We start from the raw sequence: 23,650 nt of genomic DNA, 5'->3' as shown, positions 1-23,650 counted from the left end.
CGGCCGCCCCACCCCGGTTCGTGCTTGTGACCACCGGCGGCCCCGCCGCCGGTGACCGCGCCGTCCAGCGCGCCTCCTCGACACGTGCCGCGTCGAGGAAGGCTTCACCATGACCGTTTCCGCCCCGTCGACGAGACCGTCGACGATGACGTCGCCGGCATCCCGGTCGACGATCCCGTCGGCCGCCCCGGCCACGCCCGCAGCCGCCGCGTCGACCCCGGACGGGCCGACGTTCGCCGCGACCGGGCTCGCCCCGGCGCTGTTGGCCGCCCTGACGGCGCAGGGCATCGACCGGCCGTTCCCGATCCAGACGGCCACCCTCCCGGACGCGCTCGCCGGCCGGGACGTGCTCGGCCGGGGCCGGACCGGCTCCGGCAAGACCCTCGCCTTCGGGCTGGCGCTGCTGCACCGGACGGCGGGCCGGCGGGCCCGCGCCGGCCGGCCGCTCGCCCTCGTGCTGGTACCGACCCGGGAACTGGCCCAGCAGGTGACCGCCGCCCTGCACCCGTACGCCCGTGCGGTCGGCCTGCGGACCGCCACGGTCGTCGGCGGGCTCTCCCTGAACCGGCAGGCGGAGACCCTGCGGGCCGGGGCCGAGGTGCTGGTGGCGACCCCGGGCCGGCTGCACGACCTGATCGACCGGGGCGACGCCCGGCTCGACCAGGTCGAGGTGACCGTGCTCGACGAGGCCGACCAGATGGCCGACATGGGCTTCCTGCCCCAGGTGACGAAGCTGCTGGAGCAGGTCGCCCCGGACGGGCAGCGGCTGCTCTTCTCCGCCACCCTCGACGGTGGCGTGGACCGGCTGGTCCGCCGGTTCCTCACCGACCCGGTGGCGCACTCGGTGGACCCGGGCACCGCGACGGTGACCGCGATGGCCCACCACGTGCTGCACGTGGAGGCCGCCGACAAGCCGGCCACGCTGGCCCGGATCGCCGCCCGTGACGGGCGCACCATCCTGTTCATCGGGACCAAGCACCGCGCCGACCGGGTGGCCCGGCAGTTGCTCACCAAGGGGGTACGCGCCGCCGCGCTGCACGGTGGGAAGTCGCAGCCGCAGCGGACCCGGATCCTGGAGCAGTTCCGCAACGGTCAGGTGACCGCCCTGGTGGCGACCGACGTGGCGGCCCGGGGCATCCACGTGGACGGGCTGGACCTGGTGGTCAACGTCGACCCGCCGACCGAGGCGAAGGACTACCTGCACCGGGGCGGCCGGACCGCCCGCGCGGGGGAGTCCGGCACCGTGGTCACCCTGGTCCTGCCCGAGCAGCGGCGGGACGTGTCCCGGCTGATGACCGCCGCCGGCATCCGGCCGCACCCGGTCCGGGACGAGACCGGGCTGGCCCGGGTGACCGGCGCCCGGGAGCCCTCCGGCGTACCGGTGACCATCGCCACCCCGCCGGCCCCGGCGTCGACCGCGTCGGCGTCGGCACCGGGTGACGGGGGTGGCCGCCGCCGCGCCCCGGGCCGGTCCCGCCGCCCGCGCCGGCCGCGCGCCTCCTGACCGCGCCGTCCGCCGACGGCAGACCGGCCGCGTACCCGCCCGCCGGGGCGGGTACGCGGCCGGTGCCGTACCCGACGGTCAGCTCTGCTGGAGGCCCCACCGCCGGCGCAGCGCGTTGTCGGCGGCGTTGAACAGGATGTCCACCAGGATGCCGAGCACCAGCACGATGATGATCCAGGAGAGCAGCCGGGGCGCGTTGTTGAACTCCCGGGCCCCCTGCATCAGCGAACCGATGGAGCCCTGCCCGGCCACGATCACCAGCAGCTCACCGGCCATCAGGCTGCGCCAGGCGAACGCCCAGCCCTGCTTGAGCCCGGAGATGAACGACGGCAGCGACGCCGGCAGGATCAGGAACCGGTAGAGCGACAGGCCGCGCATCCCGAGCACCTTGCCGACCCGCAGCCAGGTCGGCGGGACGTAGTCGATCCCACCGATCAGCCCGTTGGCGATCGACGGGGCCGCGCCGATCACCACCACGAACAGGATCGCCGTCTCGCTGATCTGGAACAGCAGGATCGCGAACGGGAACCAGATGATCGACGGCATGGTCTGCAGACCGGTGATCAACGACCCGATCGCGGCGCGCAGCGGCCGGAACCGGGCCACCGCCGCGCCGATCAGCGTGCCGATGACCACGGCGAGCAGGAAGCCGGTGAGGGCCCGCTGGGCGGTGATGGCGATGGCCCGGGGGAAGTCCGGGCTGACCACCAGTTCCCGGATGTCGTCGAAGACGGTCATCGGCGCGGGCAGCGCGAAGGGCGGCTTCCACTCGCTCAGGTAGAGCACCTGCCAGGCGGCGATGACCAGCGCGATGGCGAGCAGCTTCGGCCAGGTGGTGCTCCACACCGCCCGACCGACGTCGGCAACCCGGCTGTCGGCCCGGGTGGATGCGAGTTCGAGCGCGTCCAGGCCGGTGACCTCGTCGGCGGTGGAGCCGCCCGGCTGCCGGCGTGCGGTGTCCGGGTCGGCGAGCGCCGGCCCGGTGGTCGGGGTTTCACTGGGCATGGCGGGACACCTCCGCGCGGAGCCGGTCGGTGATGGTGGCGGCGAGCCCGGCGACCTCGGGGGAGTCGATCCGGCGCGGCCGGGGCTGCTCGACCGGGAACTCCTCGATGATCCGGCCGGGCCGGCTGCTGAGCAGGATCACCCGGTCGCCGAGCCGGACCGCCTCACGCACGTTGTGCGTGACGAAGAGCACGGTCAGCGACCGCTCCCGCCAGATGCGTTCCAACTCGTCGTGCAGGATGTCGCGGGTCATCGCGTCCAGCGCGCCGAACGGCTCGTCCATCAGCAGCAGGTCGGCGTCCTGCGCCAGGGCGCGGGCCAGCGCGACCCGCTGCCGCATCCCGCCGGAGAGCTCGTGCGGTCGCTTCCGCCCGAACCCGGTGAGCCGGACGGTCTCCAGCAGCGCGGCGGCCCGTTCCCGCCGCTGCTCGCGGCCGACACCGCGCAGCCGCATCGCGATCTCCACGTTGCGGGACACGGTCAGCCAGGGAAACAGCGCCGGCTCCTGGAACATCATCGACACCCGGTGGCCGCCGAGGTCGATGGTGCCGCCGCTGGCCGGGTCGAGCCCGGCGACCAGGGAGAGCAGGGTGCTCTTGCCGCACCCGGAGGCGCCGAGCAGGCAGACGAACTCGCCCGGCTCGACGGTCAGCGAGACCCGGTCGAGGGCGAGCAGGGCGGACCGTCCCCGCCCGTACGCTTTGGACACGCCGCCGAGGCGGACCGGCCCGGGGGTGTCCCCGGACCCGGCCGCCCCGACGACGCCTCGGTCGAGCAGGCTCACGAGCTGCCGCCCTCGGCGCTGACCTCGGGCTTGCCGGCCGCCTTGAGCAGGTCGTTGAGCGGGCCGAGGTGGTAGATGCCGTTCAGGTCGACCGGGTCGAGCAGGTCGACCTCCTCGGCGTGCTTGGCGCTGCCGTACAGCGAGGGCGCGACCGGGTCGACGGTGAAGGTCAGGTTGGCGAACGAGGCCTTCAGGATCTCCTCCTTGAGCGTGTTGCCACTGAGCGCCTGGAGCTGGTCGTTCGCGGCCTTCGCGGCCTGCTCCTGGTTGCCGTTGACGAAGTCGACGGCGGCGATGTGCCCCTCCAGGAGCTTCTTGACCAGGCCGGGGTTCTTGTCGAGGAACTCCTTGCGGACGATCAGGTGGGTGGTGACGAACTCCCCGCCGGGCCACTCGTCCTTCTCGTCCAGCAGCACCTTCGCGCCGTGTTCGAGGATCAGCCGGCTCAGGTGCGGCTCGGGCACCCACGCGCCGTCCAGCGCGCCGCTGCCGAACGCGGTGATGATCTCCGAGTTCGGGGTGGGCAGCACCGAGACGTCGCCGCCGCCGCTGGTGTCGGTCTTGAGGCCCTGCTTCTTGAGCCAGTAGCGCAGCGCCACGTCCTGGGTGTTGCCGAGCTGCGGCGTGGCGATCTTCTTGCCGCGCAGGTCCTGCACGCTGTTGATGCCCGGCTTGACGACCAGCGCGGCGCCCCCCGAGGTGCTGCCCGCGATGATGTGCAGCGCGCTGCCCTTCGACTGCGCCCAGCCGTTGATCGCCGGGTTCGGGCCGATGTAGGTGGCGTCGATCGCGCCGTTGAACAGCGCCTCGATCGCGGACGGCCCGGCGTTGAACGGGGTGGTGCTGAGCTTGATGTCGCTGCCGAACTTCTCGGCGAAGATGCCGTTCTGCACGCCGACCAGGGCCGGGGCGTGGGTGATGTTCGGGAAGAGGCCGAGGCGCAGTTCGGTGGCCTCGCCGGACCCGTCGCCGGCCCCGTCATCGTCGCCGCCGCAGGCGGCGAGGCCGGTGACCGCCAGCAGCGCGGCGGCGGTCGCGGCGAGGAGGCGGGTGCCGCGTACCCGCCGGAAGCGGGAGGTGCGCGAGTTCATTGCGACTCCAGACATGAGGGGAGGACCCCTGATCGGGTGTGGTGGGAAAGGAGTTATCGGAATGTGTGAGAAGGGCGGGTGCGGTCAGGTCGGTCCGGCTCCCTTGCCGGTGCGCGCGGCCTCCACGGCGGGCGTCGGGATCACGCCGTCCCCGCCGAGCAGGTCGGCGAGGCTGGTGCGGTCGACGACGTCGCCGATCGCCTCGTGGATGTCGAGCCACACCCGGCGCAGACCGGCGGCGGCGCCCCGGTAGCTGGTGGTGTCGGCCGGCAGTCCACGGACCACGGTGAGGACGCCGCTGACCGCGCGCAGGACGTCCCCGACGGAGATCTCCGCAGCCGGCCGGGCGAGGGTGTAGCCGCCCTCGACGCCCCGGTGGCTGTACAGCAGGCCGCCCCGGCGCAGGTCCAGCAGGATGCCCTGCAGAAAGCTGAGCGGGATGTCCTGGCTGGCGGCGAGGGCAGCGGCCTTGACCAGGCCCTCACGCGCCGCGGCGATGGCCAGCATGGCCCGGAGGGCGTAGTCGCCGCGAGCCAGCACGTACATCGTCGCATCGGTTCCCATCACTGTGGTGCCCGATGGCCGCGCGGGGCCGTCGGGTCGGAAACTAAAGTTCTCCTACCTGATTGATAGGGATACTGGGTCATGCGGACGGCTCCGGTCAAGCCGGGATCCGGATCGTGGACGAGCGCGCACATCCCGGCGAGCGGGGCAAAGCGCGCGGACCGGCGCGGGTCGGCCGGCCGGCGGGGTGGGCGTCGTCGGCGCCCGCCCCCGGCGTCGGGTCGAGCAGTCGGCGCGGTGCCCGGGGCCGGCGGGTTAAGGTCGTCCTGTGGCGGCGCGGAGATCCAGAATTCCAGCGACGAAGTACCCGGTCGAGCGGTTCACCCTCGACAACGGCCTGCGGGTGGTGCTGACCCCGGACCGCAGCGCCCCGGTCGTCGGGGTGGCGGTCCTCTACGACGTCGGCATCCGGTCCGAGCCGGAGGGGCGCACCGGCTTCGCCCACCTCTTCGAGCACCTGATGTTCCAGGGCTCGGAGAACCTGGAGAAGCTGGCCCACTTCCGGCACGTCCAGGGCGCCGGGGGCACCTTCAACGGCTCCACCCACCTGGACTACACCGACTACTACGAGACCCTGCCGAGCAACGCCCTGGAACGGGCGCTGTTCCTGGAGGCCGACCGGATGCGTGGCCCCCGGCTGACCGAGGAGAACCTCCGCAACCAGGTCGACGTGGTCAAGGAGGAGATCCGGGTCAACGTGCTGAACCGGCCGTACGGCGGGTTCCCCTGGCTGACCCTGCCGCCGGTCATGTTCGACACCTTCCCCAACGCCCACGACGGGTACGGCTCCTTCACCGACCTGGAGTCGGCCACGGTCGACGAGGCCACCGACTTCTTCCGCCGGTACTACGCCACCGGCAACGCCGTGCTCGCGGTCAGCGGGGACCTCGACGTGGCCGAGGCGACCACGCTGATCGAACGGCACTTCGGCGACGTCCCGGCCCGGCCCGCCCCGCGCCGGCCCGACTTCGCCGAGCCGGACCTGACCGCCGAGCGCCGGCAGACGTACACCGACCGCCTCGCGCCGCTGCCGGCGGTGGCGGCGGCCTGGCGGGTACCCGACCCGATCGGCGACTTCGCCGGCTACCTGCCGTACGTGGTGCTGGCCGAGGTGCTCACCGACGGGGAGGCGTCCCGCCTGGTCGAGCGGCTGGTCCAGCGGGACCGGGCGGTGACCGGGCTCAGCGGGTACCTCGGCTTCATGGGCGACCCGTTCGACGTCCGTGACCCCACCGCCCTGCTGCTCCAGGCGCACCTGCCGCCCGGCGGGGACGTGGACAAGGTGCTGCGCGTCGTCGACGAGGAACTGGACCGGCTCGCCACCGACGGGCTGCCCGCCGACGAGCTGGCCCGCACCCAGGCCCGGATGGCGACCCACCTGCTGCGCGACACCGACGCGGTGCTCGGGCGGGCGCTGCGGATGGCCGTGCTGGAACAGCAGCGCGGCGAGCCCGGGCTGCTCAACGAACTGCCCCGGCTGGTCGGCGGGGTCACCACCGACCAGGTCCGGGCCGCCGCCGCCACCCTGCGGCCGGAGCGCCGCGCGTCGATCGAGGTCATTCCGGGAGGTGCCAGGTGACGGCGACCGTCGACACCGCCGTCCGTACGCTGCCCCCGCTGGGGCGCAACCGCCGGCTGAAGCCGCCGAAGCAGGCCGAGCGGCGGCTGCCGAACGGCCTCACCGTGATCGCGGTACGTCGCCCGGCGGTCCCGCTGGTGGAGCTGCGGCTCTGGATGCCGTTCGGCCGGACCCACCTGGCCCGGGGGGCGCTGCTGTCGCAGACCATGCTCTCCGGCACCCCGACGATGTCGAGCGTGCAGCTCGCCGCCGAGTTGCAGAAGGTCGGCGGCGGGCTCTCCGCCGGGCTCGACCCGGACCGGCTGATGGTCACCGGCGCCGGGCTGGTCACCGGGCTGGACCGGATGCTGGAGATCCTCGCCGAGGTGCTCACCGGGGCCACGTACCCGAACGGGGAGGTGGCCACCGAACGGGACCGGCTGATCGACCGGGTGCAGGTGGCCCAGAGCCAGCCGGCGCACCTGGCGCGGGCCGCGCTGCTGAAGCGGATCTACGGCCGGCACCCGTACGCGGTGCAGACGCCGGAGCCCGACCAGATCCGCGCCGTCCGCCCGGCCGCGCTACGCCGGCTGCACGCCGAACGGGTGCATCCGGCCGAGGCGGTGCTGGTGCTGGTCGGCGACGTCCAGCCGGACCGGGCCCTGGACGCGGCCGAGCGGGCGCTCGGCGACTGGCGGGGCGCCGGCCACCGGGCCGACCTGCCGCCCACCCCGCCGCTCGAACCCGGTCCGCTGCTGCTGGTCGACCGCCCCGACTCGGTGCAGTCGTCGCTGCGGATCGCGTTGCCGGCGGTCGGGCGCACCCATCCCGACCACGCCCCGCTGCAACTGGCGAACCTCCTCTTCGGCGGCTACTTCTCGTCCCGCTGGGTGGAGAACATCCGCGAGGACAAGGGCTACACGTACGGCCCGCACTCGGCGGTCGAGCACTCGGTCGCCGGCTCGGTGCTGGTGGCCGCCGCCGACGTGGCGACCGAGGTGACCGGCCCGGCGCTGCTGGAGACCAGCTACGAGCTGGGCCGGTTGGCGTCGGTGCCGCCGAAGGCGGAGGAGTTGGAGCAGGCCCGCCAGTACGCTCTGGGCACCCTCCAGCTCGGGATGTCCACCCAGGCCGGGCTCGCCTCGCTGACCAGCGCGTACGCCAGCAACGGGCTGCGGCTGGAGTTCCTGGCCGAGTACGCGGCCCGGCTCGCCGGGGCCACCGTCGAGGACGTGGCCGAGGCGGCGGCGCGCTACCTGGCCCCCGCCCGGGGGGTCGTGCTGGTGCTCGGTGACGCCGCCCGGATCCGGGGTCAACTGGAGGCCCTCACCCCGGTCGAGACCGAACCGGCGTGAGCGACGACACCGGCGGGCCCGGCGACACCGGCGGGCCCGGCGACACCGGCGGGCCCGGCGACACCGGCGGGCCCGGGAGCGCCGGCCTTTCCGGGAGTGCCGACGGGCAGGGCGGTGCCGGTGGGCCGGCGGGGGTGCCGGACCTGCCGCCGCTGGCCCGGACCACGCTGGACCGTGCGGCGCACCGCCGTACCGACCGGGGTTGGCTCGCCGACGCCTGGACCCGGGCCCGGGTGCTGGTGCTCGACTCCGCCGACGACGGCCGGGCGCTGGCCCACGCCGGGGCCGAGCCGCCGCGACTGGCGCTGCTGACCCCCGACGAGGTACCCGGGCCGGTGCCGGGGCGGCCCGGGCCGATGTTCCTCGGCGTCGAGCCGGACGGCGTGCCGGTCTTCGCGGTGGACGCGCCCCTGCCGGCGGTGCCCGGTACCCGGCCGGTCAGCCTGCGCGAGGTCGGCCACCTGCTCAGCGACCGGGACGCGGGGATCCTCACCACCGCCCAGGCGCTGACCAACTGGCACCTGCGACACGGGTACTCCCCGGCCACCGGCCAGCCGACCGAGCCGGACGAGGCCGGCTGGTCCCGGATCGGCCCGACGGGCGGGCGGGCCTGGCCGCGCACCGATCCCGCGATGATCGTGCTGATACACGACGGGCTGGCCGGTCCGGACGGGCGCTGCCTGCTCGGCAACAACGCGGCCTGGCCGCAGTCCCGGGGCCGGTTGCGCTTCTCCTGCCTGGCCGGTTTCGTCGAGCCGGGCGAGTCGGCCGAGGCCGCCGTGCTGCGCGAGGTCCGCGAGGAGGTCGGCGTCACCGTCGACGAGATCGCGTACGCCGGCAGCCAGTCCTGGCCGTTCCCCGGCTCGCTGATGCTGGGTTTCCTGGCGCGGGCCGACACCGCCCAGCCGGTACGCCTCGATCCCGCCGAGATCGCCCACGCCCGGTGGTTCACCCGCCGGGAGATCGCCGCCGTCCTGGCCGGTGAGCCGGTCGACGCGGGGGACGGCCGCCGGGTGGGCCTGCCGACGCCCACCTCGATCGCGTACTTCCTGATCCGTCGCTGGCTGACGTTGCCCACCTGAGCCCTGCCCACCTGAGCCCTGCCGGCTGCGGTCCGCCGGCTGCCCGGCCGGGCGGGCGGGACCGGGCGGGCCTGCGGTCCCGGCCCGTGACCGTCGTTGCCGCGGCGGTCACGGGCCGGGAACCCGAGCCGCCCTGGCCGGTGAGGCGAACGGATCGGCGGGGGAGCCGCTCCGACCAGGACGGACGTCGGTCGCGTCAGCCGGCGGGCGGCCCTGCCCGCCACAGCCGGCGGGCGGGTGCGTCGAGCGGGACCACCTTGACCCGTTGCCGGCCGGCCCGGACGGCGCCCACCGTGGAGAGCGCGCGGGCCAGCGACAGGGCGGCCTCGCGGTCCTCGGCGTGCACGACCTGACGGCGGGTCTCCGGGACGGTCGTCTCGTCGCGCAGCCGGCCACCGCCGGCCCAGACGGCCGCGAGGTCCACGTCGGCTGCGGCGCGGATGTCGGTGCGAACGATCAGGAACCGCATGGGGGTCTCCGATGAGCCGCGACGGATGAGATTTCGTGGAACTTCCACGTCACTCTTCCGTCATCGTACGCCCGGCGGCCGTCTCAGCAAGTGAAACCGGCCTATCTCCTGGCTCTCCCGTCCGATCGGGTGATTCCTGGTCAGCGCCGTTGTACGGCGGGTCGAGACGAACCCGGGTGGCGGCGCAACGGACCGGATGTGCGACGAGGCCGCCGGCGTACCGCCGACGGCCTCGTGACGCCAGGGACGTCAGCGCAGATCGAACTCGCCGTTGCGGGTGCCGGCGAGGAAGCCGTTCCACTCGGCACGGTCGAAGAGCAGCACCGGGCCGCCCCGGTCCTTGCTGTCGCGCAGGGCGACCGCGGCCGGACCGGTGGGCAGGGCGGCCACCTCGACGCAGTTCGAGGTCTGGCTGCGGGTGCTCGTCCGCCAGGGGGCGTCCACCAACTGCCGGGCGAGGGCGGTGTCTCGGATGTCGTTCATGGTTCTGCTCCTGGTGTGAACTACTTCGATGGGACGAGTGACCCGCACGTCCCAGCGGAGCGGTCCCCGGGACCGATCACCGTTCCGTCAGGCGTCCGGAATGCCGGCGGCGTTGGGCCGGCGCCGTTGCCGGCCCGTGTCCCACACTGGACGGGGTCGCCGTCTCGACCAGTCGCTCGCCTGCCTCGGCGAGCCACGACCGGGTGTCCGACACGGACAGCGCCGCCTCGCGCAGCCACTCGAAGACGACCTTATAGGGATTTATGATGTTTGTATCGGTTGACACGTGGTCGGTCCAACCAGCCTCGATGGCGAGTGTCTCCGGGTCGAGGGGATCGGCGAACCGGTAGAGCGAGAACGCCGTCGGCGGCACGTACCCCTCGCCGAGCCGGGCGTCCCGGGGGAGCACGTGCAGGGCGATGTTCGGCTGGGTGGCCAGCTCGCGGAGCTTGGCGACCTGTGCCAGGAGCACGTCGGGCGGGCCGGCCCGGCGGCTGAGCGCCGCCTCCTCCAAAACGGCGGTGTACCGGGGCGCGTCCTGCGTCCGGGTCAGCAGCGACTGCCGGGCCTGTCGGGCCCGCACCTCCAAGTCGGGGTGGTCGCCCGTCCGGCCCTCGTTGACCAGCCGGACCGAGTCGATCCGGATCCGGGCGTACCCGGCGGTCTGCAACAGCCCGGGGACCAGGACCGGGTTGTACTCGCAGATCTCCGCGCAGCCCGCCTCCAACTGCGCCCACTCCCGCTGCTGCTCGGTCATCACCGGGTACGTCTGGCGCAGCCACTCCCGCATGTCACCGGCGGCCCGCGCGATCGCGGACAGGTCCCGGCGGACGTCCTCGTCCGCCCCGTAGAGATCCAGGAGGGCGGCCACGTCGGCCGGGTCCGGCCGGCTCCGACCGTTCTCCAGGCGGGAGAGCTTCGAGGCGGAGGCCCACTTCACCCGCTCCACGACCTGGTCCCCGGTGAGCCCCGCCGTCTCGCGGAGCCGCCGCAAATGCTGGCCCAACCTGCGGCGGCGCATGATCGGGCTGACTGAGGCAGGAGGCACGTCGTCCTCTTCTCCGTCGACCGTCGCGGACGCGACGGTAACCGTATGAAATTTGCCCCCCACGGCCAGTATGGACGGCGCGCTTGGCGTGGGAAGCTCCGGCGGGGGCGTGTCTCGCAGAAATGCCGAGCCGGACGCGGGGTCGGCCCCTGTTTCCCCGTGTCCGCCTGACCGCGCGCCACCCCGCCCGGAGGAACCACGATGCGCATCGTCCTGCGCCACCGCGACTTCCGTCTGCTCTTCACCGCCCTGGTGGCCAGCCGGGCGGCCGAGTTGATGCTGCTGCTCGCGCTCGCCATCTGGGTCAAGGACCTGACCGGCTCGGACGCCCTGGCCGGGGCGACCCTCTTCGCGATCATCGCGCCGAAGGTGCTGGCCCCGCTGGTCGGCTGGGTGGTCGACCGGTACCGGCGTCGGCCGTTCTTCCTGGTCGCCAACCTCGTGGCGGCGGGGGTGCTCGCCCCGCTGCTGGCCGTCCGCGACCGCACCGACGTGTGGCTCGTCTACGTCGTGGCGGCCCTGTACAGCCTCTCCCAGGTCACCGTCGGGGCCGCGCTCAACGGACTGATCCCCACCCTGGTACCGGCCGGGCTGCTCGCCGACGCCAACGGCGCGTTGCAGACCGTCCGCCAGGGGCTGCGGCTGGTCGGGCCGCTCGCCGGGGCCGCGCTCTACACCGCCGTCGGGGGGTGGCTGCTGGCCTCGATCAGCATGGCCGGCTTCGTCGTCGCGGCGCTGCTGGTCGGCCTGGTCCGGGCCCCGGAGCCGGTACCCGTCACCCCCGCGCTGCGCTGGTCCGCAAAGCTCGGGTCCGGGCTGCGGCACCTCTGCCACCAGCCGGCGCTGCGCCGGGCGGTCCTCGGGTACGGGCTGGGCTCGCTGGTGATGGGGTTCACCGAGTCGCTGATCTTCGCGTACGTGGACCAGGGGCTGCGCCGGGACGCCGCCTTCGTCAGCGTGCTGGTCACCGTACAGGGGATCGGCGGGGTGGTCGGCGGCCTGCTCTCCGCAGGGGTGGTCCGCCGGGTCGGCGAGGTCGGCACGCTCGCCACCGGGATCGGCCTCTTCGGCGCGGCCACCGTCGCGCTCGGGTACCCGGATCTGCGACTCGGTTTCGCGGCGCTGCTGGTGACCGGCGCGGCGCTGCCGCTGACCATGGTGGGGATGAGCACGCTGGTCCAGGTCTCCACCCCGTCCAACCTGCTGGGCCGGGTCACCGCGGCGGCGGACTCGCTGGTCGGCGCACCGCAGGCGGTGTCGATCGGGGTCGGCGCGCTGCTTGTCGGCGTGCTCGACTACCGGCTGCTGTTCCTGCTGGTGGGCGTGGTGACCCTGGCCGCCGGTGGCTTCCTCTGGCAGGGCCGGCACCTCTCCCCACCGACCCCGGCCAGGACCCCCCGTTCCGCCACCGTGCCGTCGTCCGTTCCCGCGCCGTCGTCCGTTCCCGCGCCGGTAGCGGACCCGGCGACGCCGGGTGGGGTGGCGGTGCCGGCGCTGCCGACCGTCCGGCTGCCCGCGCCGCGCCGCCCCGGCACGGCCGTCCGGGTACCCGCCGCCGGTCCCGGCTCCGGTCGCGCCCACCCGCCGGCTGGCTGATCACCGCCGGCCCGGTCAACCACCGGCGGCGGTGAGGAAGGGCCCCTTTTGCTCCCGAATGCGTTAACAAGGGGCCCTTCCTTGCGCATCAGCCGGCGAGGCTGGCGAGGTGCTGCTTGACCTGGGTGATGGAGGGGTTGGTGAGTGCGGAACCGTCGGCGAAGCGCAGCGTCGGCACGGTCTGGTTGCCGCCGTTGACGCTCATCACGAACTCGGCCGCCTTCGGGTCCTGCTCGATGTCGACCACCTCGTACCCGATGCCCTCCCGGTCCAGCTGCGACTTCAGTCGGTGGCAGTAGCCGCACCACGGGGTGGAATACATGGTCACCATCTCGCGTCCTCCAACGTCTGTCCGGTGGCTCACGATCGAGCCGTCCTGTCGCTGCAACGTCATCGGAAGCTGCGATGATTCCGTGCTGTGGCGGTTCACTCGGGGGTCGAGCGGGTGCTGGCCGGACTGGATCCGGAACAGCGCACGGCGGTGACCGCGCCGGCCGGCCCGGTCTGCGTGCTGGCGGGCGCAGGGACCGGCAAGACCCGCGCGGTGACCAGCCGGATCGCCCACCGGGCGCTCACCGGTGAGATCGTCGGGCGGCACGTGCTGGCGGTCACCTTCACCGCCCGCGCCGCCGCCGAGATGCGGCAGCGGCTCACGGTGCTCGGGGTGCCGGGGGTGCAGGCGCGGACGTTCCACGCGGCGGCGCTGCGGCAGGTGCGCTACTTCGCGCCCCGGTTGCTGGAGGGGCGGGCCATGCCCGAGCTGCTGGACAGCAAGGTGCGCCTGGTCACCCTCGCCGCCGCCCGGGCCGGACTGCGCACCGACCGGGCCGCCGCCCGGGACCTGGCCGGCGAGATCGAGTGGGCCAAGTCATCGCTGGTGGAGCCGGGGGAGTACGTGGTGGCCGCGGCCAAGGCGCTGCGGGAGACCCCGCACGAGCCGGCGAAGGTGGCCGAGGTGTTCGCCGCGTACGAGAAGATCAAACGGGGCAACGGCGTGATCGACTTCGAGGACCTGCTCCGGGCGGCGGTGTGGGGGATCGAGGAGCACGCCGACGTCGCCGAGCAGGTCCGCGCCCAGTACCGGCACTTCGTCGTGGACGAGTACCAGGACGTCAACCCCCTCCAGCAGCGCCTGCTGGACGCCTGGCTCGGCGGCCGGGACGACCTGACCGTGGTCGGCGACGCCAGCCAGACCATCTACTCGTTCACCGGGGCCACCTCGGCGTACCTGGTCGACTTCCCGCGCCGGCACCGGGACGCGGTGGTGGTCCGGCTGGTCCGGGACTACCGCTCCACCCCCCAGGTGGTCGGGCTGGCCAACGCGGTGATCGCCCAGGCCCGGGGCACCGAGGCCCGGCTGCGGCTGGAACTGGTCGGGCAGCGCCCCACCGGCCCCGAGCCGGAGCTGCGGATCTTCACCGACGAGCCGGCCGAGGCCGCCGCGGTCGCGGCGCGCTGCCGGGCGCTGGTGGCCGCCGGCACCCCGGCCCGGGAGATCGCGGTGCTGTTCCGCACCAACGCGCAGTCCGAGGCGTACGAGAAGGCGCTCACCGAGGCCGAGGTGCCGTACCAGGTGCAGGGGGCGGAGCGGTTCTTCGAGCGGGCCGAGGTCCGGCAGGCGATGGTCGCGCTGCGCGCGGCCACCCGGTCCATCCCGGGGCAGACCCCGCTGCCGGCCGCCGTGGTGGAGGCGCTCGCCGCGGTGGGCTGGGCCCCGGACGCACCCCCGCCCGGCGGGGCGGCGCGGGAGCGCTGGGAGGCGCTCGCCGCACTGGTCGCCCTCGCCGAGGAGTACGCCGCGACGCCGGAGCTGCTGCCGGTGGGTACGGCGGCGACGGTGGAGCGCCCGGTCACCCTCGCCGCCTTCACCGACGAGCTGCACCGGCGGGCCGGCCAGCAGCACGCGCCGACGGTGGACGGGGTGACGTTGGCCTCGTTGCACGCCGCGAAGGGGCTGGAGTGGGACGCGGTGTTCCTGGTCGGCCTCGCCGAGGGCACCCTGCCCACCGTGTACGCGCGCACCGCCGAGCAGGTCGAGGAGGAGCGGCGGTTGCTCTACGTCGGGATCACCCGGGCCCGGCAGTGGCTCTGGCTGTCGTACGCCACCGCCCGCGCGCCCGGTGGACGGGCCCGGCGGCCCACCCGGTTCCTGCCACGCCTGGACCGGTCGGGCGGCACCGAACGGGCCGGCGGTACCGAGCGGGCGGGCGGTCCCGCCGGCCGGCGTCCCGAGCGGCGGCGGGCGCAGGTGGTCTCCTGCCGGATCTGCGGGGCGACCCTGCTCGCCGGCCCGGACCGCAAGCTGGGCCGCTGCCCGACCTGCCCCTCCGACATCGACCAGGAGTTGTACGAACGGCTGCACGACTGGCGGCAGCGGGTGGCCGGCGCGCAGAAGGTCCCCGCGTACGTGGTCTTCACCGACGCGACGCTGACCGCGCTGGCCGAACGGCGGCCGGGGCGGCCGGAGGAGCTGATCGCGATCGCCGGTATCGGCCCCCGCAAGCTGGGCCTGTACGGCGAGGCCGTGCTGGCGTTGGTAGGGGGCTCGCCGGTCGACGAGATCTGCCCTGAGAAAACTTTCAAAAACTCGCCGTAATTCGTTTGCCCTCGTGCAGCGGCGAGGAATAGCCTCAGGACACACCACGCGAGCGGCGCCATCCGCGCTGCTCACAGGGGTTAAGTCCAGGTCGGCACGAGGCACCTCAGGGAGGTGGCACCCATGGAGATGATCAACCGCTATCACGGTCCGGCGGCGCTGCCCGCTGCCGTCGCCATGTGGTCGGCCGGCCCGGTCGTGCCGTCCGTCGCACGACCGTCGGCTCCGCAGGTGCACCAGGTCGAGGTTCAGGCCGAGCTGATCCTCGCCAGCACTCCGAGCGGAATCGAGGGGACCAGTGGCTTCACGGGCAAGGGCAACACGGGCGCCATGAAGCGCCTGCTGGATGCCCGCGGCGTTCCACCTCGAGGGAGACCGGTCTGACCTGATCAGACCACCGGCTCACCTCGAGGCCGCGGAACCCGCTCACCGGGATCCGCGGCCTCAGTTTTTTGCTCCACCCGAAGAAGTACGTCGGTATGCGATCCACGAGATCGAAGTGAGAGAGAGGTGACCGGACGATGAGTCTGGCGTTGGCCACCCTCGACGTGAACGTCGAGCTGGAGGCGCACCTGCCCTGCCGGAAGTTCGACCCCGACCTGTGGTTCTCCGACTCGCCCGCCGAGCTCGAACTGGCCAAGTCGCTCTGTGGGGACTGCCCGCTGCGCGTCGAGTGCCTCGCCGGGGCGGTCGAGCGGGCCGAGCCGTGGGGTGTCTGGGGCGGCGAGATCTTCGAGCGCGGCGCGGTCGTCCCGCGCAAGCGGCCCCGGGGCCGTCCGCGTAAGGAGGACGTCGCCCGCGACGCCGCGCTGCGCGTCGAGGCCGAGGCGCGGCTGGCGGCCAGTGGGCTGTCCGCCACGCGGACCGCGGTCCGGCTGGCGGCCTGACATGTTCCCGACCCGTATCCGTGCCGGTGCCGTAGCGGCGCCGACGACCAGGAAGTTGACCCCCATGCTGCTGCACCACCAGAACGGAGCCGTCGAGATGCATCTACTCCACGAAGCGTTGTCCAGAGCCCGAATGCGTCGGCCTCAGGCCGGTCGTACCACCACGAGCACTGAGGCGATCCGATCCGCCCGTACCGTCGCGATGAACGGCCGCAGCCAGTCGGCCCGCGAACTGGGTACGCGGTAACACACCACGCGGTAACACCGGAAACGGGCCCTCGCCGAGCACGGCGGGGGCCCGTTCGACGTCGGTCAGGACGTCGGCGCGAAGCCGGGCAGCCAGCGTTCCAGGATCGCCTGGTACGGCGCCTTCGCCTCCAACTGGCAGAGCACCCCGATCGAGCCCAGCGTCACCCGGTGGATGAGCAGGTACGACGGCGGCAGGTTCAGGTGCCGGCTGAGCTGGTAGGCCGGTGAGCGCGGGCTGGCCAGCCGGGTCGCCTCGGCGCGCAGCCAGGCCCGGGTGAACCGGAACTCCTCCTCGGCGACCGGGTCCAGCATCGGCCGGACGAAGTCCAGCACCGCCTGGGCGTCGATCTCCTCGCTCTGGCTGACGAAGCCCTCCTCGCGCAGCCCGGCGACCACCGCCTCGGCCTCGCCGCGCAGGGCCAGCCCGGCGAGCCGGCCGATCGGTTCCGGGGTGCCCTCCGGCATCCGGGCGACCGCCCCGAAGTCGATCACACCGAGCCGGCCGTCCGGCAGCAGCCGGAAGTTGCCCGGGTGCGGATCGGCGTGCAGCAGCCCGGCCCGGGGCGGCGCGGAGAGGTGCAGGGTCGCCATCAGCCGCCCCGCCTGGTCCCGCTGCTCCTCGCTCCCCTCGCGGATGATCTCGGCGAGCGGGGTGCCCTCGACCCACTCGGTGACCAGGACGCGCGGCGCGGCGGAGACCACTTCGGGGATGAAGATCTCCGGGTCGTCGGCGTACGCAGCGGCGAAGGCGCGCTGCGACTCGGCCTCCAACTCGTAGTCGAGCTCCTCGGTGATCCGTTCCCGCAGCTCGGCCAGGAGTGGCTTGACGTCCAGGCCGGGCTGGATGGCCCGGAACATCCCGCCCAGCCGGGAGAGCTGCTTGAGGTCGGCGAGGAGCGCCTCGCCGGCCCCCGGGTACTGGATCTTGACGGCCACGATTCGGGTGTCGCCGGACGGGTCCCGCCACACCGCCCGGTGCACCTGACCGATGCTGGCCGCCGCGGCGGGGGAGTCGTCGAACTCGGCGAACCGGTCCCGCCACTGCGGGCCGAGCTGCTCGGCGAGCACCTTGTGCACGCTCGCGGCGGGCAGCGGCGGTGCGGCCTCCTGGAGCTTCGTCAGCGCCTGCCGGTACGGCGCGGCGATCTCCTCCGGCAGCGCCGCCTCGAAGACCGACAGCGCCTGGCCGAACTTCATCGCACCGCCTTTGAGCTGCCCCAACACGCTGAAAAGCTGCTCGGCGGTGCGTTGCTGGATCTCGGCGGAGATCACGTCTGAGGCGATCCCGGTGACCCGCTTCCCCATGCCCAGGACGGTCCGCCCGGCGAAGCCGAGCGGCAGAGCGGCGAGCTTGGCGGTCCGGGACACGGCCCGGCGCGGGATGTCGGTCACTCGGCCATTGTTACCGACTTCGTGGGTCGGCTGCTGCTCCGCAGCCGGCTTCACCCGGTCTCCGCCCCACCGGAGGCCCGCCGGCCACCCGGCCCGGGGGCGGGTCCGGCCGGATCGGGCCGGTGCGTCGGAGGCGGGTGCCGGAGCAGTCGCAGGAGGGGTGCGGCGACCAGACCCGGCGGCGCAGCCGCCCCGCCCCGCCGACCTCCGCCGCCGCGCCGAGGGTCTCCGGGGTGCCGCCGTCGAGGTGGGCCAGCACCTCGGCCCCGGCGTACGCGGCGGCGGCGAGCAGGGTGGTGACCGTGCAGGACTCCGGCCCGCCGTCGAGCGCGAGCTGGGCGGCCAGGGCCGGCCAGTCCGGGTCGCGGTCCGCGCGGTGCAGGTCGAGGCAGTTGAGGCAGGGGCCGACCGGGGGCCGGACCAGCGGCCCGACCACGGGTACCCCGCCGCGCAGGGTGAGCAGCAGGTGCGCCTGGCGACGCTGGGCGTACCCGGTGGCGAGCAGGGCCGCCGGCCGGTCCGTCCCGACCTGGACCACCAGGTCGGCCCGGTGACGGCGGCCCGGCCGGGTCGCGGTGCCCGGCGCGGTGGCGGCGATCACGTCCTGGAGCGCGGCGGCGCGGGGACGACCCACGTCGGCTGCGGTCAGCCCGCTGCCGACCAGGTCCGCCGGCCCCACCCGGCCGCCCAGGTCCACCTCCACGTGACCCACGCCGGCCTGGGCCACCGCGACGGCGACCGGCCCGCCGAGCCGGCCGGTGCCCGTCACCACCACCCGGGCGTCCCGCCGCCGGCGCAGCACCTGGGCCGGGGTGCCGGGGAGCGCCGCCGGGGCGAGCGCGAGCGCGTCCGCCTCGCCGGTCAGCCGGGCCCGTGCCGGCCCGGCCAGGTCCCGGGGGAGCAGGGTGTGCGCCGGTACGACCAGCCCGGCGGCGGACAGCGCGTCGAGCAGGCCCCGGGCCTCCTCCGGGGCGACCTCGTACGTCGACGCCCGGCTCAGCACGCCCCGGACGCTGCGGCTGCCGTCGAGCAGGTCGAGCAGCCGGGCCGCCCGGGGATTGGTGATCTCCAGCAGGACCGCCCGGCCCGGCTCGACGCCCAACTGGAGGGTGTGCCGGTCACGCCACAGCCGGGTGAGGCCGGGCAGGAGCAGGGGACGGGGGAGTGGGGTCCGGGTCATGTCGACGGATCGTCACCGAGTCCCCGCGCTCCGTCGTTCGTTGTCCACAGGTGTGGTGCGCCCTACCCGGGGCTGTCCACAGGAAATCGTGGAATATCCACAACCGGCCGGTAACCTGTGTCGCCCAGTCGACACGTGGGGTGACCAGATCACCCGACCGGTACGCCGCGGGGGAGGGCGACCGGCCGGTCGCCCTCCCCCGCGTACGTACGTGTCAGACCTTCGCCTTGCCCAGGATGCGGTTCACTGTTGTGCCGCAAACCGGACACTTGCCTTTCGCCATGTTCATGCCGGTCTTCGAGACCTCGACATGTCCCTCGAAGTCCCGCTTCTCCTTGCACTTGACGCAGTAACCGTTGTAGGTCTGGGCCTGGTCGGCCACGGTGCCCTCCTCGTCTCGTCCGCCGGTCGTGCCGACCCGGCGGGTTGCCCCGGCGGCGGGCCACACAGGGCTCCGGCGCTGGGTCGTTCCTCGCGATCACGCTCATGACCGCTGGCGGACCCTACCCAGGTCTGGGCAGTTCCATGTCAGGTGTGCGTCGACACTGTGAGCAAGTCGACGTCGAGAGTGTGCATGGCGAATAAGGCCGGATAAGTCAGTTTGGCGGGGACACGCCGGATGAACCCGGTCGGCGGAGGTTCCGGCCGCCCCGGATGGCGCCGGACCGGGATGATCACTTAGCGTGGAGCGGGTCCGCCCGCGCCCCCGCCCGCGCCGCCACGAAGGGTGATGAAGGCCATCCGGAGCGGTGCTCTCGATTATTTTTTCGGGACTCCTGGCGACCAACCACCATTTTCCGGGCGCGTGTCGGACGGTTGACCCTTGCGGATCCCTGGTCAGTGCGCATTAGCTTTCCTTCGTGACAGGATTCCGAGGCTGCGCGGCCCACTGATGACGGGGGCGCGGAAGCCGGTCGTCGAGGTACGGCGCAGCCAGCGCCGACGACGCACGGTGTCCGCCTACCGCGACGGCGAGCGGGTCGTCGTGCTCATCCCGGACCAGTTCTCCCGGGCCGAGGAGAGCGAGTGGGTGGACCGGATGCTCGCGCGACTCGCCGCCCGCGAGGGGAAACTCGCCCGGTCGGACACCGAGTTGCTGGCGCGGGCCACCCGGCTCATCGAGCTCCACCTCATCGAGTACGGCAGCCAGGCGGTGCCGGCCAGCGTGCGGTGGGTGACCAACCAGAACGGCCGGTGGGGCTCCTGCACCCCGGCGGACCGGACGATCCGGATCTCGCACCGGTTGCAGGACATGCCGGAGTGGGTGCTCGACTACGTGCTCATGCACGAGTTGGCGCACCTGATCGTGCCCAGCCACAACGCCGAGTTCTGGGCCCTGGTCGGCCGGTACCCCCGCACCGAGCGGGCCCGCGGGTACCTGGAGGGCGTCGCCGCCGCGGCGGGCGCGCCCCTCGACGCCTGACCCCGGCACCCGGCGGTCCGCACGGCCGCCGGCGGCCTCGGCCCGTGGGGTGGCCGTGACCACTTCTGCCGACTGGCCACGCCCGGCCGGTGGCTGGCCACGCCCGGCCGGCGGTCGGCCGGGTCCGGTCGACTGCTGCCACGCCCGGCTGCCGGCGGGCGGCCATGTCCGGCCGGCGGGCGCTAGGGTCGGGGCGTGGCCCGACGTGTGGTGGTGGCATTGCTCGCCCCGGTGACCTGGTCGCCGCCCGGCATCGACCCGGTGCGCTGGCGGACGGCGCTCGCCGAGGACGTGGTGGACCTGCTCGCCACGCTCAACGAGGTGGAGACGGCGGTCGCGGTGACCCCGGCGGACCGGTGGCTGGCCGACGCGGTGCTCTGGCCGGGCACGGCCGTCCACGAGATCCCGGAACCGACCCCGAACGCGGTCTTCGCCGCCCTGGACGGGTACGACCACGCGGCCGTGGTGGCCGCCGACGCCCCGGACCTACCCGGGCTGGTCCTCGGCAAGCTGCTCCGCCCGCTGACCAGCCGCCCGGCGGCGGTCGCCCCGGTCGAGGGCTCCGGAGCCGGGCTGCTCGGGGTCGCCGTCCGGCTGCCCGTACCGGCCTGGGTGCCGGCGCTGGACCTGGACGGCACCCGGCCGGCGGCGGTCCGGGCGGCGGCACCACGCCCCGGCGACCTGGCGGTCACCCCCGCCTGGCACCGGCTGCGCGGCCCGGCCGACCTGGCCCGGCTCGACCCGGCGGTGGAGGGCTGGGAGGCCACCCGGACTCTGCTCTCCGGCGCGGGCCAACCCGGCTGACCCGGCCACGACCGGACCGCGGCAGGGACCGGACCGCGGCAGGGGCCGGAACCGCCCGGGGCCTGCCACGGTCTTTTCGCGCTTCAGGCCCGGTCGGGGCCCGACTCGTCGGTGCCGGGCTCGTCGGTGCGGCGGCCGATCTCGCCGGGGGCCTGCTCGTGCGGGCCGCCCGGCGCGCTGAAGTCGAACGTCTCCAGCTCACCGAGGTCGAGTTGGGCGCGGGCGAACGCCTCCGGGTCGGCGAAGTCGTCGTCGGAGGGGAGTAGGTCGGGGTGGCCCCAGAGGGCGTCCCGGCCGGCGATGCCCCGGTGCTCGGTGAGCGCCGCCCAGAGCGCGGCGGCCTCGCGCAGCCGACGCGGGCGCAGCTCCAGCCCGACCAGCGCGGCGAAGGTCTGCTCGGCCGGACCGCCGGCCGCCCGGCGCCGCCGGAACGCCTCGGCGAGGCTCACCACGCTGGGCAGCCGGTCGCCGGCCGCGCTGTCCACCACGTGACAGACCCACCCCTCGACCAGGGCGAGGGCGGTCTCCAGGCGGGCCAGGGACGCCTTCTGCGCGGGAGTGTCCTCCGGGGTGAAGATCCCTTCCAGCGCGATGGCCTGCATTGACTCCGGGTCGGTCGGGTCGAGCCGGCCCATCGCCTCCTCGATCGCCTCCCGGTTGACCCGGATGCCGGCGGCGTACGTCTCCACGGCGTTGAGCACGTGCCCGCGCAGCCACGGCACGTGCTGGAAGAGCCGCTGGTGGGCGGCCTCGCGGAGGGCGACGTAGAGGCGTACCTGGTCCTCCGGCAGCTCCAGACCCTCGCCGTACGCCCGGATGTTGGCCGGGACGAGCGCGGCCGTGCCGGCCGGGCCGAGCGGCAGGCCGATGTCCCCGGCGGAGAGCACCTCGGCGGCGAGGGAGCCGAGCGCCTGACCGAGCTGCCCACCGAAGAGCGCGCCACCGAGGGTGGCGACCATCGACTGCATCGGCCCGAGCTGGGCGCGGGCCTCCGGCGGCACCAGGTCACCCATCGCGCCGACCATCCGGCTGGCGACCGGGTCGCAGAGCTTGCGCCAGACGTCCAGGGTCTTGTAGATCCACTCGTTGCGGTTCCAGGCCACCGAGTTCCGGATCCCCGACGGCAGGTCGGAGGCGGGCTCCAGCCAGAGGTCGGCCAGGCGCAGCGCCTCCTCCACCGCGTGCCGCTCGTACGGCGAGACCGCCGGGTCGCCCGCCGCGGAGAGCTGGCTGGCGGCCACCTGGCGGGCCAGGTCCCAGTTGACCGGCCCACTGCCCGGCCCGGCGAAGAGGTGCTGCAACTGCGCCATGAACTGCTGCATCTGCGCGGGGTCGTTGGGGTCTGGTGGTTGCCCACCCGGGAGCGCGAAACCGAACGGAATATCAGGCACGACGTCTACGGTACGCGCGCTGCGCCCCAGGTCGGCCCCGCCGGCGTTGCGCTGAGGGCGAAGTCGTGGTTCGCCGCCCGGGACACCGGGGCACGGTCGGTACGCTCTGCCGCATGAGACGTCGCGGCATGACCGTCCTGCTCGGTGCTCTGCTCACCACCCTGCTCAGCATCGGCGTGCTGGTGACGCCCATCCCGTACGTGGTGCTCGGCCCGGGGCCGACCGTCGACACCCTCGGTGAGGACGACGGCACGGAGGTCATCCAGATCACCGGGCGGGAGACCTCCACCTCGGCCGGTCAGCTCCGGCTCACCACGGTCGGGGTGCAACCGAGCGTCAAGCTCCGCTCGGCGCTGGCCGGCTGGTTGTCCAAGGACAAGGCGGTGGTGCCGCGCGAACTGGTCTACCCGCCGGGCGAGACGCAGCAGGAGGTCAAGGAGCGCAACGAGGAGGACTTCCGGGTCTCCCAGACCAGCGCCGAGACCGCCGCCCTCACCGCGCTCGGGTACCCCATCCAGGTGGTGGTCCGGACGGTGGCCGCGGACGGCCCGGCGGCCGGGCTGCTGGCGGTCGGCGACGTCGTGACGTCGGTCGACGGCAAGCCGGTCACCACCGCGCCCCGGCTCACCGAGCTGGTCCGGGAACAGCCGGCCGGCAGCGCGCTGACCATCGGGTACACCCGGGCGGGCGCCGCCGCGACGGCCACCGTGACCAGCCGGGAGCAGGACGGCCGGCCGCGCATCGGGATCGAGATCGACCAGGAGCAGCCGCACCCGTTCACCCTGAAGATCGACCTGGGGGACATCGGCGGGCCGAGCGCGGGGCTGATGTTCGCCCTCGGCATCGTGGACAAGATCCAGCCCGAGGACCTCACCGGCGGGAAGATCATCGCCGGCACCGGCACCATCGACGACGAGGGTCGGGTCGGGCCGATCGGCGGCATCGCGCAGAAGCTGGTCGGCGCGAAGCAGGCCGGCGCGGAGGCGTTCCTGGTGCCGGCGGACAACTGCGCCGAGGCGCTGCGCAACCCCCAGCCGGACCTGCCCATGCTCCGGGTCGGCTCGCTGGACGAGGCGCTCACCGCCCTGACCGCGCTGCGCTCCGGTGGTCAGCCGACCCGCTGCTGACCAGGCCCGTCCGGTCAGCCGACCCGCTGCTGGCCGGGCCCGCCCGTCGCCGGTCCGGGTCG

22 protein-coding genes and 1 pseudogene are annotated in these 23,650 nt (G+C 74.0%); 11 read left to right on the top strand and 12 right to left on the bottom strand.

Features of this window, described 5'->3' with window-relative positions:
* The first annotated feature begins 145 nt into the window (after positions 1-145).
* Entirely contained in the window at positions 146-1,504 is a 1,359-nt protein-coding gene (locus tag AWW66_RS05780; RefSeq protein ID WP_083978248.1) for a DEAD/DEAH box helicase, read from the top strand.
* Between the two features lie 78 nt (positions 1,505-1,582).
* Here AWW66_RS05780 and AWW66_RS05775 read toward each other — a convergent pair whose 3' ends face one another.
* From AWW66_RS05775 to AWW66_RS05760, 4 genes are all read right to left on the bottom strand, one after another.
* Positions 1,583-2,509: an ABC transporter permease gene (locus tag AWW66_RS05775; RefSeq protein WP_083978247.1), complete on the bottom strand. Its 927-nt coding sequence runs from the start codon at positions 2,507-2,509 to the stop codon at positions 1,583-1,585.
* Positions 2,499-3,293, bottom strand: a complete 795-nt coding sequence (locus AWW66_RS05770) for an ABC transporter ATP-binding protein (RefSeq protein WP_245647924.1) — start codon at positions 3,291-3,293, stop codon at positions 2,499-2,501. The genes AWW66_RS05775 and AWW66_RS05770 overlap by 11 nt, the downstream gene beginning before the upstream one ends.
* The gene (locus tag AWW66_RS05765) at positions 3,290-4,384 is read right to left on the bottom strand and encodes an ABC transporter substrate-binding protein (protein ID WP_067360773.1); all 1,095 of its coding nucleotides are present in this window, start codon (positions 4,382-4,384) and stop codon (positions 3,290-3,292) included. The genes AWW66_RS05770 and AWW66_RS05765 overlap by 4 nt, the downstream gene beginning before the upstream one ends.
* An 84-nt stretch (positions 4,385-4,468) precedes the next feature.
* Positions 4,469-4,930: an RrF2 family transcriptional regulator gene (locus tag AWW66_RS05760; RefSeq protein WP_083978246.1), complete on the bottom strand. Its 462-nt coding sequence runs from the start codon at positions 4,928-4,930 to the stop codon at positions 4,469-4,471.
* Between the two features lie 286 nt (positions 4,931-5,216).
* Here AWW66_RS05760 and AWW66_RS05755 point away from each other — a divergent pair, with 286 nt between their 5' ends.
* The 3 genes from AWW66_RS05755 to nudC all read left to right on the top strand — a co-directional run bounded on the left by AWW66_RS05755 (position 5,217) and on the right by nudC (position 8,943).
* Positions 5,217-6,527 carry a M16 family metallopeptidase gene (locus AWW66_RS05755; protein ID WP_067360770.1) on the top strand — a complete coding sequence of 437 codons (1,311 nt, stop codon included), beginning with the start codon at positions 5,217-5,219 and terminating at the stop codon, positions 6,525-6,527.
* Positions 6,524-7,861 carry a M16 family metallopeptidase gene (locus AWW66_RS05750; RefSeq protein ID WP_067360767.1) on the top strand — a complete coding sequence of 446 codons (1,338 nt, stop codon included), beginning with the start codon at positions 6,524-6,526 and terminating at the stop codon, positions 7,859-7,861. Before AWW66_RS05755 ends, AWW66_RS05750 begins: the two co-directional genes overlap by 4 nt.
* Positions 7,862-7,995: 134 nt before the next feature.
* Positions 7,996-8,943, top strand: coding sequence for an NAD(+) diphosphatase (gene nudC, locus AWW66_RS05745; RefSeq protein WP_067360792.1), 948 nt, complete (start codon positions 7,996-7,998; stop codon positions 8,941-8,943).
* A 196-nt stretch (positions 8,944-9,139) separates the two neighbouring features.
* Here nudC and AWW66_RS05740 read toward each other — a convergent pair whose 3' ends face one another.
* From AWW66_RS05740 to AWW66_RS05730, 3 genes are all read right to left on the bottom strand, one after another.
* Positions 9,140-9,412, bottom strand: a complete 273-nt coding sequence (locus tag AWW66_RS05740) for a hypothetical protein (protein ID WP_067360764.1) — start codon at positions 9,410-9,412, stop codon at positions 9,140-9,142.
* 249 nt (positions 9,413-9,661) lie between these two features.
* A complete protein-coding gene (locus tag AWW66_RS05735) occupies positions 9,662-9,895 on the bottom strand; it encodes a DUF397 domain-containing protein (RefSeq protein ID WP_067360761.1) in 234 nt (77 codons plus the stop codon).
* Positions 9,896-9,971: 76 nt separating this feature from the next.
* Positions 9,972-10,943: a helix-turn-helix domain-containing protein gene (locus AWW66_RS05730; protein ID WP_067360789.1), complete on the bottom strand. Its 972-nt coding sequence runs from the start codon at positions 10,941-10,943 to the stop codon at positions 9,972-9,974.
* Positions 10,944-11,144: 201 nt separating this feature from the next.
* Between AWW66_RS05730 and AWW66_RS05725 the strand changes: the two are divergent.
* Positions 11,145-12,332 (top strand): annotated as a pseudogene (locus AWW66_RS05725) (MFS transporter); the annotation flags it as partial.
* Between the two features lie 295 nt (positions 12,333-12,627).
* On the opposite strand, the gene AWW66_RS05720 reads toward AWW66_RS05725, so the two are convergent.
* Entirely contained in the window at positions 12,628-12,870 is a 243-nt protein-coding gene (locus AWW66_RS05720) for a mycoredoxin (RefSeq protein WP_067360759.1), read from the bottom strand.
* A gap of 87 nt (positions 12,871-12,957) precedes the next feature.
* Between AWW66_RS05720 and AWW66_RS05715 the strand changes: the two genes are divergently transcribed.
* The 3 genes from AWW66_RS05715 (at position 12,958) to AWW66_RS05705 (ending at position 16,022) form a co-directional block, all read left to right on the top strand.
* Positions 12,958-15,135 (top strand): ATP-dependent DNA helicase UvrD2, encoded by a 2,178-nt coding sequence (locus AWW66_RS05715; protein WP_067360756.1) that lies wholly within the window; start codon positions 12,958-12,960, stop codon positions 15,133-15,135.
* 123 nt (positions 15,136-15,258) lie between these two features.
* The gene (locus AWW66_RS05710; RefSeq protein ID WP_067360753.1) at positions 15,259-15,519 is read left to right on the top strand and encodes a hypothetical protein; all 261 of its coding nucleotides are present in this window, start codon (positions 15,259-15,261) and stop codon (positions 15,517-15,519) included.
* Positions 15,520-15,656: 137 nt separating this feature from the next.
* The gene (locus AWW66_RS05705) at positions 15,657-16,022 is read left to right on the top strand and encodes a WhiB family transcriptional regulator (protein WP_067360750.1); all 366 of its coding nucleotides are present in this window, start codon (positions 15,657-15,659) and stop codon (positions 16,020-16,022) included.
* Between the two features lie 312 nt (positions 16,023-16,334).
* Here the strand turns inward: AWW66_RS05705 and AWW66_RS05695 are convergent, their stop codons facing one another.
* From AWW66_RS05695 to AWW66_RS34235, 3 genes are all read right to left on the bottom strand, one after another.
* Positions 16,335-17,663, bottom strand: a complete 1,329-nt coding sequence (locus AWW66_RS05695) for an ABC1 kinase family protein (protein WP_067360743.1) — start codon at positions 17,661-17,663, stop codon at positions 16,335-16,337.
* A gap of 10 nt (positions 17,664-17,673) precedes the next feature.
* Positions 17,674-18,843, bottom strand: a complete 1,170-nt coding sequence (locus AWW66_RS05690; protein ID WP_083978244.1) for a ThiF family adenylyltransferase — start codon at positions 18,841-18,843, stop codon at positions 17,674-17,676.
* Positions 18,844-19,057: 214 nt separating this feature from the next.
* A complete protein-coding gene (locus tag AWW66_RS34235) occupies positions 19,058-19,225 on the bottom strand; it encodes a DUF5679 domain-containing protein (RefSeq protein WP_007464795.1) in 168 nt (55 codons plus the stop codon).
* A gap of 510 nt (positions 19,226-19,735) precedes the next feature.
* On the opposite strand from AWW66_RS34235, the gene AWW66_RS05680 reads away from it, so the two are divergent.
* Positions 19,736-20,266, top strand: a complete 531-nt coding sequence (locus AWW66_RS05680; protein ID WP_067360737.1) for a M48 metallopeptidase family protein — start codon at positions 19,736-19,738, stop codon at positions 20,264-20,266.
* 195 nt (positions 20,267-20,461) lie between these two features.
* Complete coding sequence (locus AWW66_RS05675; RefSeq protein WP_067360734.1) at positions 20,462-21,070, top strand: hypothetical protein; 609 nt, start codon at positions 20,462-20,464, stop codon at positions 21,068-21,070.
* Between the two features lie 83 nt (positions 21,071-21,153).
* Here AWW66_RS05675 and AWW66_RS05670 read toward each other — a convergent pair whose 3' ends face one another.
* Positions 21,154-22,392 carry a zinc-dependent metalloprotease gene (locus AWW66_RS05670; protein WP_067360731.1) on the bottom strand — a complete coding sequence of 413 codons (1,239 nt, stop codon included), beginning with the start codon at positions 22,390-22,392 and terminating at the stop codon, positions 21,154-21,156.
* A gap of 182 nt (positions 22,393-22,574) precedes the next feature.
* Here AWW66_RS05670 and AWW66_RS05665 point away from each other — a divergent pair, with 182 nt between their 5' ends.
* Positions 22,575-23,588, top strand: coding sequence for a YlbL family protein (locus tag AWW66_RS05665; protein WP_211271840.1), 1,014 nt, complete (start codon positions 22,575-22,577; stop codon positions 23,586-23,588).
* Positions 23,589-23,650: the final 62 nt, after the last annotated feature.

The organism is Micromonospora rosaria (assembly GCF_001567585.1).
GTDB classification, from domain to species: Bacteria; Actinomycetota; Actinomycetes; order Mycobacteriales; family Micromonosporaceae; genus Micromonospora; species Micromonospora rosaria.
Note: the sequence above shows the minus strand (reverse complement) of the source record. Positions and strands in the feature narration are given on the sequence as shown.

Coding starts and splice junctions, on each gene's coding strand:
- AWW66_RS05780 (WP_083978248.1), top strand. CDS start 146: ATGACGTCGCCGGCATCCCGGTCGACGATCCCGTCGGCCGCCCCGGCC.
- AWW66_RS05775 (WP_083978247.1), bottom strand. CDS start 2,509: ATGCCCAGTGAAACCCCGACCACCGGGCCGGCGCTCGCCGACCCGGAC.
- AWW66_RS05765 (WP_067360773.1), bottom strand. CDS start 4,384: ATGAACTCGCGCACCTCCCGCTTCCGGCGGGTACGCGGCACCCGCCTC.
- AWW66_RS05760 (WP_083978246.1), bottom strand. CDS start 4,930: ATGTACGTGCTGGCTCGCGGCGACTACGCCCTCCGGGCCATGCTGGCC.
- AWW66_RS05740 (WP_067360764.1), bottom strand. CDS start 9,412: ATGCGGTTCCTGATCGTTCGCACCGACATCCGCGCCGCAGCCGACGTG.
- AWW66_RS05735 (WP_067360761.1), bottom strand. CDS start 9,895: ATGAACGACATCCGAGACACCGCCCTCGCCCGGCAGTTGGTGGACGCC.
- AWW66_RS05720 (WP_067360759.1), bottom strand. CDS start 12,870: ATGGTGACCATGTATTCCACCCCGTGGTGCGGCTACTGCCACCGACTG.
- AWW66_RS05710 (WP_067360753.1), top strand. CDS start 15,259: ATGGAGATGATCAACCGCTATCACGGTCCGGCGGCGCTGCCCGCTGCC.
- AWW66_RS05705 (WP_067360750.1), top strand. CDS start 15,657: ATGAGTCTGGCGTTGGCCACCCTCGACGTGAACGTCGAGCTGGAGGCG.
- AWW66_RS05690 (WP_083978244.1), bottom strand. CDS start 18,843: ATGACCCGGACCCCACTCCCCCGTCCCCTGCTCCTGCCCGGCCTCACC.
- AWW66_RS05680 (WP_067360737.1), top strand. CDS start 19,736: ATGACGGGGGCGCGGAAGCCGGTCGTCGAGGTACGGCGCAGCCAGCGC.
- AWW66_RS05670 (WP_067360731.1), bottom strand. CDS start 22,392: ATGCAGCAGTTCATGGCGCAGTTGCAGCACCTCTTCGCCGGGCCGGGC.
- AWW66_RS05665 (WP_211271840.1), top strand. CDS start 22,575: ATGAGACGTCGCGGCATGACCGTCCTGCTCGGTGCTCTGCTCACCACC.